At 41.7% G+C, this 8127-nt stretch carries 9 protein-coding genes; 1 reads left to right on the forward strand and 8 read right to left on the reverse strand.

Going from position 1 to position 8127, the window contains the following annotated elements; translation table 11 throughout:
* Positions 1-94 precede the first annotated feature (94 nt).
* The 4 genes from ACH2DQ_RS12015 to ACH2DQ_RS12030 form a co-directional block, all read right to left on the reverse strand.
* Positions 95-1102 (reverse strand): NAD(P)H-dependent glycerol-3-phosphate dehydrogenase, encoded by a 1008-nt coding sequence (locus ACH2DQ_RS12015; RefSeq protein ID WP_394911315.1) that lies wholly within the window; start codon positions 1100-1102, stop codon positions 95-97.
* A 32-nt stretch (positions 1103-1134) separates the two neighbouring features.
* A complete protein-coding gene (gene plsY, locus ACH2DQ_RS12020) occupies positions 1135-1773 on the reverse strand; it encodes a glycerol-3-phosphate 1-O-acyltransferase PlsY (protein ID WP_394911316.1) in 639 nt (212 codons plus the stop codon).
* A gap of 6 nt (positions 1774-1779) precedes the next feature.
* On the reverse strand, positions 1780-3108 hold the full coding sequence (gene der / locus ACH2DQ_RS12025; RefSeq protein WP_394911317.1) for a ribosome biogenesis GTPase Der: 1329 nt from the start codon (positions 3106-3108) through the stop codon (positions 1780-1782).
* A 132-nt stretch (positions 3109-3240) separates the two neighbouring features.
* The gene (locus tag ACH2DQ_RS12030; RefSeq protein ID WP_394911318.1) at positions 3241-4554 is read right to left on the reverse strand and encodes a DUF512 domain-containing protein; all 1314 of its coding nucleotides are present in this window, start codon (positions 4552-4554) and stop codon (positions 3241-3243) included.
* Between the two features lie 243 nt (positions 4555-4797).
* Here ACH2DQ_RS12030 and ACH2DQ_RS12035 point away from each other — a divergent pair, with 243 nt between their 5' ends.
* Positions 4798-5973 (forward strand): ribose-phosphate pyrophosphokinase, encoded by a 1176-nt coding sequence (locus tag ACH2DQ_RS12035; RefSeq protein WP_394911319.1) that lies wholly within the window; start codon positions 4798-4800, stop codon positions 5971-5973.
* 527 nt (positions 5974-6500) lie between these two features.
* Here the strand turns inward: ACH2DQ_RS12035 and pgeF are convergent.
* The 4 genes from pgeF to ACH2DQ_RS12055 all read right to left on the reverse strand — a co-directional run.
* A complete protein-coding gene (pgeF, locus tag ACH2DQ_RS12040) occupies positions 6501-7355 on the reverse strand; it encodes a peptidoglycan editing factor PgeF (protein ID WP_394911320.1) in 855 nt (284 codons plus the stop codon).
* A 17-nt stretch (positions 7356-7372) separates the two neighbouring features.
* Positions 7373-7423, reverse strand: a complete 51-nt coding sequence (locus ACH2DQ_RS12045; RefSeq protein WP_394911457.1) for a hypothetical protein — start codon at positions 7421-7423, stop codon at positions 7373-7375.
* Positions 7424-7467: 44 nt separating this feature from the next.
* Positions 7468-7824, reverse strand: coding sequence for a YraN family protein (locus ACH2DQ_RS12050; RefSeq protein WP_394911321.1), 357 nt, complete (start codon positions 7822-7824; stop codon positions 7468-7470).
* A gap of 13 nt (positions 7825-7837) precedes the next feature.
* Positions 7838-8127, reverse strand: a 290-nt coding sequence (locus ACH2DQ_RS12055; RefSeq protein WP_395026876.1) for a ribonuclease HII, incomplete at its 5' end; no start/stop codon positions are given.

Genomic DNA, 8127 nt, shown 5'->3' on the forward strand with positions numbered 1-8127 from the left:
TTACGGAAATTTCCCAGCGGATCTTCAATTTCTAACAGAAGTCTTGGCATACCTTCAATGCCTACCGTATAATAATTCATGATTCATATCCTCCTTACCAAAGCAAATCAGAATGCTCCAGCTTTTTGTCACGCTGCATTAATTCATTAACTGCTTCGGCAGCATTCTTTCCTTCGAATAAAACTTTATTAACCTGTTCAATTATCGGCAGTTCCACGTCGTATTTTTTCGCAAGCCCCATGGCTGCTTTCGCAGAATAGACGCCTTCCACAACCATTTTCACTTCATCCATGGCTTCCTGCATCGTGTAGCCTTTTCCAATCAGGTAACCGGCTTTGCGGTTTCGGCTGTGAACGCTGGCACAGGTAACGATGAGATCCCCAATGCCTGTCAGTCCGTAAAATGTCTCCGGCTTTCCACCCATCTTCATGCCAAGCCTGGTAATTTCTGCAATCCCTCTGGTGATCAATGCGGCTTTTGTATTGTCGCCATAGCCAAGACCGTCTGCAGTACCAGCAGCCAGTGCAATTACATTTTTAAGTGCTCCGCCCAGCTCAATACCCAGCATGTCAGGGCTTGTATATACCCGGAATACAGGGCTGATAAAAATGTTCTGGAGATATTCTGCGGTCTTTTTGGAATGTGCGCCAACCACACAGGTAGTTGGAAGTCCTCTGCCTACTTCTTCTGCATGGCTTGGTCCGGATAAAACAGCCGCATCAACGCCTGGCAGTTCTTCTTCCATAATATCGGTCAGGGTAAAAAGTGTATTCTCTTCAATTCCCTTTGCTACATTCATCACAATCTGACCGGGATTTAGATATTCTTTCATCATTTTGCAGGTACTTCTCGTAAATGGAGAAGGAACGGCAAGAACCAGAATATCCTTATCGGTCATAGATTCTTTCAAATCATTCGTAATCGTAATATCATCTGGAATCACAACACCGGGAAGTTTGGATTCATGCTGCCTTTTTTCCAAAAGCATATCCACTTCTTCCTTGATTATAGACCAGATGGTAACTTCATGTCCGTTTTTATGCAACAATACTGCCAGAGCCGTACCCCAGCTGCCGGCTCCAATAACGCCTATCTTAACCATATGATTACCCCCATTGTCTTTTATGTACTGATTTATTTTTTACTTAAAAAGGTCTTATTCTCTGTACCGCTTATCAAACGGCGGATATTTTCCCGATGCTTCCAGAACGCTAAAAAGGTCAGGAAGGCACCGATAGCATACAGCTCATACAAATGCGGCTGGGCCATGCCGAAAAATCCGGTTTGGCCAAGTACAATCAGTTCAATCATGATTCCCACATAAACAAGAAGGGAACCAAGTGAAACGAAATGAGTTGTAAAAAATGTTGTAAAAAATGTAACAATTCCAAGGATTGCCATAATCCAGTTAAATGATAACACAAGTCCTGCTGTTGCGGCAATCCCTTTTCCACCTTTAAAGCCCAAATAAAAAGGATAATTATGTCCTAAAATTGTGCCTGCCGCTCCGTAAAATACCAGCAGGGGAAGAATATCCTGATGCGTTCTGCCAAAAATCAGGCGTATAATCACGACTGCCAAAATACACTTCAGACAGTCCCCGGCAAAAGTAATCAGCCCCGCTTTCTTTCCGAGTGTCCGCAGCATATTTGTACTTCCGGCATTGCCGCTTCCATGTTCACGAATATCGATGCCATGCATCCTGCCGTAAATATAGCTGGTCTGAAAAAGACCAAATACATATCCGATAACCAAGCAGATGATACGTTCCATAACCTATTATTTCTCCTTTTCCTTGCGTTCACGTGTAATAAATTTAAGGGATGTTCCTCTAAAACCAAATGTATCACGGATCTTGTTTTCCAGATATCTGGTATAGGAAAAGTGCATCAGCTCTTTGTCATTCACAAAAATGACAAAAGTAGGCGGCTTTACAGCAACCTGAGTAATATAATATAATTTCAGCCGTTTTCCTTTATCTGACGGAGGCTGCTGCAGTGCAACTGCTTCTGTCATAATTTCATTTAAGACACCGGTTGCGATACGCATGGACTGATTCTCGATAACCATATTGATATTTTCAAATAGCTTATTCAGCCTCTGCCCTGTCAAAGCGGAAACGAACATGATTTCAGCATATGGCATATAGGAAAGTGTATCTTTTACTTTGTTAGTGTACTTGTAAATTGTTTTATCGTCTTTTTCAATGGCATCCCATTTGTTTACAACGATAATGACTCCCTTGCCGCGTTCATGGGCAATACCTGCAATTTTAGCATCCTGCTCCGTGACGCCTTCTACCGCATCGATGACTACCACGACCACATCTGCACGGTCTACTGCGGTAACGGTACGAATGATACTGTAGCGCTCCAGCTCTTCTTTGATCTTACTTTTTCTCCGAAGTCCTGCGGTATCAATAAATACGTATTCCTGTCCGTTAAATGTAATTGCAGTATCGATGGCATCTCTTGTAGTTCCGGCCACGCCTGATACGATCACACGGTTTTCGCCCAGGAGTTTATTTATAATAGAAGATTTCCCAACATTGGGCTTTCCAACAACGGCTACACGCGGTCTGTCATCCTCTTCCTCTTCGGTATCATCCAAATGAAAGTGCTTTGTAACTTCATCCAGCATATCGCCGATTCCAAGTTTTGAAATAGCTGAGATGGGAACGGGATCACCGATCCCCAGGTTATAAAATTCATATACATCCGGCATTAAACGGTCAAAATTATCTACTTTATTTACGACCAGAACCACTGGTTTTTGGGAACGGCGAAGCATGTCTGCTACTTTGGCATCGGAATCTACCAGCCCCTGGCGTACATCTGTGATAAAAACAATGACGTCTGCTGTGTCGATTGCGATTTGTGCCTGCTCTCTCATCTGCGCTAATATGATATCTTTGCTGTCCGGTTCAATACCGCCGGTATCAATTAGTGTAAAATTGATATTCAGCCATTCTACGTCTGCGTAGATACGGTCTCTTGTAACGCCCGGTGTATCTTTTACAATAGAGATATTTTCTCCAGCCAGGGCATTAAACAAAGTGGATTTTCCTACGTTTGGCCTTCCTACGATTGCTACGATTGGTTTACTCATATATTTTCACCTCATGTGTCTTTTATTCTTCCTAGTGCCTCCCGGCGCAAATACGCCACTATACAGCACCCTCTATCTGCGCCGGGCGGCACTAGTTTTTTCATCACGCTTGTGTGTATTTTAAAATTATTTTCATACACACACCAAGGCTTCGACAAAAGCCCGACCGCTTGATTTTACAATACTTACCTTCGTTTGTAAAGCAATTTCCATTTCAGAGACCGTTACATCGTCCAAAAAGACGTCTTCGCCGCTTCTTAAGACGTTACTGGAAAGCAGGAGACGTTCTCCAAGTTCTTTCCCTTTTAACTGGGAAATAATGTCTCTTCCTGTTAAAAGCCCTGCAACGGTAATCCGCTCACCAAAGAAATTATTTTTAATTTCATATACGGATGCATGGATGCCCGGATATTTATGGCAGACTTTTTCAGCTAAGTCTTTTATATAGGGATAAGCCAGCACGCCGGTAGCAATGGAAAGTTCTCTTTTTCTGTCATCTCCGGTAAGTTTCTGACACTCCTCTTCTACTTCATTTAACAGAAGCCTTGTCATTCCTACGCCATTTTCTAACTGCAGGTACCCGTCATAGGTTTCTTCAGCAGGCATCTCTTCTCCGGCAAGAATGTACCATTCATCTCCGGCATGAATAAAGTGCGTCCCGTATTTGGCAGATAACTCCTTTTGCCAGCGGTGTATACAGTTCAGCACTTCTTTGGCGTCTTTTCTTGTAAATGGTTTTAAGTCGTATAAATCATCCCGGTACTGGGTCATTCCCACCGGAACCACAGACACACTTTTTAAATGGGGGATATACTTTGTAAGTTCCCCAATGGTAAATTCCAGTTCCTCTTTGTCATTGATATCTTTGCACAGTACAATCTGTCCGTTCATTTCAATCCCGGCTTCATAGAGGCTGTCCACTTTCTTCAGCGCTTCACCCGCAAAACGGTTATTCAGCATTTGACAGCGCAGTGCAGGGTTCATGGTATGGAAGGATACGTTAATGGGTGCAAGTTTATAGGTGATTATACGCTGGATATCATGGTCACTCATATTCGTTAGTGTCACGTAATTTCCCTGAAGAAAAGACAGCCTGGAGTCGTCATCCTTAAAATAGAGGGTTTCACGCATGTTTTTTGGCATCTGGTCGATAAAGCAGAAAATGCATTTGTTGCGGCAGGAACGGTACTCATCCATTAATCCATTTTCAAATTCAATGCCCAGATCTTCTTCAAATTCTTTTTCAATCTCCAGTTCCCATTCTTCACCATTGCTTTTTTCAACCAATAACTCAAGGTATTCTTCGTTGATGAGATAATGATAATCAAATACATCTTCAATGATTTTACCATTTATAGATACCAGAACATCGCCAGGCTCAAGCTCCAGCTCTTCTGCAATGCTTCCGGTAAGAACACGGCCGATGATATGTTTTGTTCTTTTCATAATGTAATCTTTACTCCTTTGTTTCCTATATAATACTAAATTCAAATCTAAAATGCAACGCTTGATTTTCAGATTGGTACAGTTCACTCTTATTTTTATACAAAAAATGCTTGTTTTTTCTTTTATACGACAATTATCTTGACGGAGACAACTCAAAATGATATAAATAGAGTGGTATTTATAAAGATATAATATAAGTATATGTAATAATTTCAATTATACGTATTTTTTGGAGGTTAATTTATGCCAAATTTAGAACCATTATGTAAATCACTGCCTGTGGCACCACTGAAAATAATTCCGCTGGAAGGCTGCCGCGATTTTGCAAAAGTCGTGGATCAGTATCTGGTAGAATTCCGCCACACTTCCCCAACCCATCAAAAAGACAGCATCGCTTTCCAGGGATACTGCCAGGACACGTATCTGGTTGACTGCGAATGCCCGAGATTTGGTACCGGAGAAGCTAAAGGAATGATTAAATCTTCCATCCGTGGAACCGACTTATTTATTATGGTTGATGTATGCAATTACAGTCTGACCTATTCTGTATGCGGTTATGAAAACCATATGTCTCCGGATGATCATTTTCAGGATTTAAAACGTATCATTTCTGCTGCTACCGGAAAAGCAAGACGAATTAATGTTGTAATGCCGTTTTTATACGAAGGAAGACAGCATAAGCGTTCCAATCGCGAATCTTTGGACTGCGCTCTTGCTTTACAGGAGTTAATCAATATGGGAGTTACCAATATTCTCACTTTTGACGCCCATGATCCAAGAGTACAAAACGCTGTTCCGTTAAGTGGATTTGACAGCTTTATGCCCACTTACCAGTTCTTAAAAGCAATGATTAAGTCTACACCCGATTTAATCATAGACAATGACCATTTAATGATAATCAGCCCGGATGAAGGTGCAATGAGCAGAGCCGTATACTTCTCTAATATCCTGGGTGTGGACATGGGGATGTTCTACAAACGCCGTGACTACTCTACCATTATCAATGGCAAAAACCCGATTGTTGCCCATGAATTTCTGGGAGATTCCGTAAAAGGGAAAGATGTTATCGTAATTGATGATATGATCTCTTCCGGCGGAAGCATGCTGGATGTGGCAAAGCAGCTGAAAGAACGCCAGGCGAAAAGAGTATTCGTATGTACAACATTTGGTCTTTTCACAGATGGCCTGCAGGAATTTGATGAGTATTATGAAAAGGGATATATTGAAAAAGTCATCACAACAAACCTGAACTACCGTGTACCGGAACTTCTGGATCGTCCTTATTATGAAGAAGCGGATATGACAAAGTTTTTGGCAAGTATCATTGATTCCCTGAATCATGATGTTTCCATCAGCCGAGTACAGTCCCCAACAGATAAGATTCATGAGTTACTGGAAAAGTATAACAAAGGCAAATAAAGAAAACTAAATTAAGAACTATTCATAAGTAAGTTTAAATTAAGCGTTCTAAAAAAATAAAAATGGCTGTAAAATGCCATTTTTATTTTTTTGCTTATTTTATTAGGTAAGTACTGCTGCCATTTAATATCAAATTCGGCTTACCTGCTTTCATTTGTTATGAAAGCTGAACATGGGTAATACGCAGCCAAGCATAATAACATTTGCCGAATTCACGGCAGGACTGTATGTTTTTAAATTATATGATACATATTTCAAGTTGTTAACGAACAATCTTTTGATCAATCAGGTACAGCAGGATATGCAGTCCTTTTGATGCTACCCATAAAAATCCGATAAATCCAAATGTCGCACTTAGCGCAGTGAGAAGTAAATTTTTCATTATAACCCTCCTTCTTTATGTAAAAGTTAATGTGTTTTTCATTTGACTCTATTATAAAAGATGAAGGTGGCTGGTGCTATGGATTTACCTTACATTTTGGTTTTTAACCTTACATTTTTGTAACAAACATAGGTGGGGGCAACTGTTACGGTACAGTCTTAAGAGCCAGAAAAGCGGCAAGATTTCCCCTCTTTCCCTGGGAAGCCCGGTGTGAATACAGGATATCCGGGTTACAGCAGGTGCAGATATCGGTTATGCGGATGTGGTCTTTTTGGATGCCGGCTTCCAGAAATACGGCTTCATTTGCTTTCCAGAGGTTTAACTGGTATTTGCTGTTTGGTTTTTTGTAGAATAAGGTATCCCATAGAGAGGCATCATAATTTTTCCGGAACTGCAAAATAACATCTTCGCTGACTTCATAGCAATCCTGGCAGATGGAAGGGCCGATTGCAGCCAGGATGTCTTTGGGATCTGAACCATATTCCGCAGTCATTTTTTCAACGGTTACCCTGCCTATTTTACCTACAGTTCCTTTCCAGCCGGAATGAGACAGTCCGATTGCCTTTTTAACCGGGTCCACGAAGAAAAGGGGAACACAATCTGCGTAAAAAGTGGACAGAACCAGCCCCGGCACATTGGTAACCATGCCGTCAATATCGCTGTAATCTCTTTGCTTTACAAATCCCTTTCCACGGTCCTCTTCGGTTGTGACTCTGACGTTAGTGGTATGGGTCTGATCGGAAAATACCAGGTTTTCACAGGAAAAGCCGATAGATTCTCCGATACGGCGGAAATTTTCACGAACGTTTGCTTCCTCATCCCCTCTTTGGAAGCTGAGATTCATACTGGTGAGATGATCCCTGCTGACCCCGCCGAGACGGGTAGAGAAACCATGGATGATGATGCCGGTATCCTCCAGCATGGGAAAAGACAGATATGGTACAGCAGCTTCATTTTTGACTGCACAAACCTCGTGTCCGCTGACTCTATTAATATTCATATTGATGATCCTCCTTTTTAAGAGCGTGATTGAAGATTCATTTCTGCTGTCTGCACGCCCCATTTCACGGTATAATAGCTCCAAATTCATAATGTTGTTCTTATTTAATAATTTAAGAGAGATGGAAAGGAAAAGCATCTTTGACCAGCGTGATCTTCTGGTTGTCGATACCAACCACATCAAAGCGGCAGGGGGTATCTTCCCCTTTGCGGCGGGTCATAAGATAGTGGCGGGCAACCTTGCAGATTACAGCCTGTTTTCGATAATTGACCGCTTCCAGCGAGGAACCTCTTCCACCATCTTTTCGAAACTTTACTTCTACAAAAACAAGATAGGAACCATCGGCGGCGATGATATCTATCTCTCCTATTCTGCATCTGTAATTGCGTTCTAATAAGAGAAAGCCCTGCTCTTGTAAATAAGCAGCGGCTTTGTCTTCCTCTATGGTACCGATAGCACGTTTATTCAATCAGAATCTCCTGTCAGATAAAATTTTTGATAAAGGTAGTTCTATGTATTGCGGATGGACCGTATTCTTTTATTGCGGCAATATGGGTGGCTGAGCCATATCCTTTATGGGAAGCAAAGCCATATTCCGGCATTACGGCATCATATTCTTTCATGAGCCGGTCCCTGGTTACTTTGGCGATAACACTGGCAGCTGCAATGGATAAGCTTTTGGCATCGCCTTTAATAATGGGAACCTGTGGGATCGTGATGCCAGGAATGGTAACGGCATCATTTAAAAGAATCTGGGGAACAACGCAGAGCT

Source organism: Robinsoniella sp., assembly GCF_034124845.1.

Excerpts from the sequence above, each read along its gene's own strand:
- ACH2DQ_RS12015 (WP_394911315.1), bottom strand. The coding sequence starts at position 1,102 with ATGGTTAAGATAGGCGTTATTGGAGCCGGCAGCTGGGGTACGGCTCTG.
- plsY (WP_394911316.1), bottom strand. The coding sequence starts at position 1,773 with ATGGAACGTATCATCTGCTTGGTTATCGGATATGTATTTGGTCTTTTT.
- der (WP_394911317.1), bottom strand. The coding sequence starts at position 3,108 with ATGAGTAAACCAATCGTAGCAATCGTAGGAAGGCCAAACGTAGGAAAA.
- ACH2DQ_RS12030 (WP_394911318.1), bottom strand. The coding sequence starts at position 4,554 with ATGAAAAGAACAAAACATATCATCGGCCGTGTTCTTACCGGAAGCATT.
- ACH2DQ_RS12035 (WP_394911319.1), top strand. The coding sequence starts at position 4,798 with ATGCCAAATTTAGAACCATTATGTAAATCACTGCCTGTGGCACCACTG.
- pgeF (WP_394911320.1), bottom strand. The coding sequence starts at position 7,355 with ATGAATATTAATAGAGTCAGCGGACACGAGGTTTGTGCAGTCAAAAAT.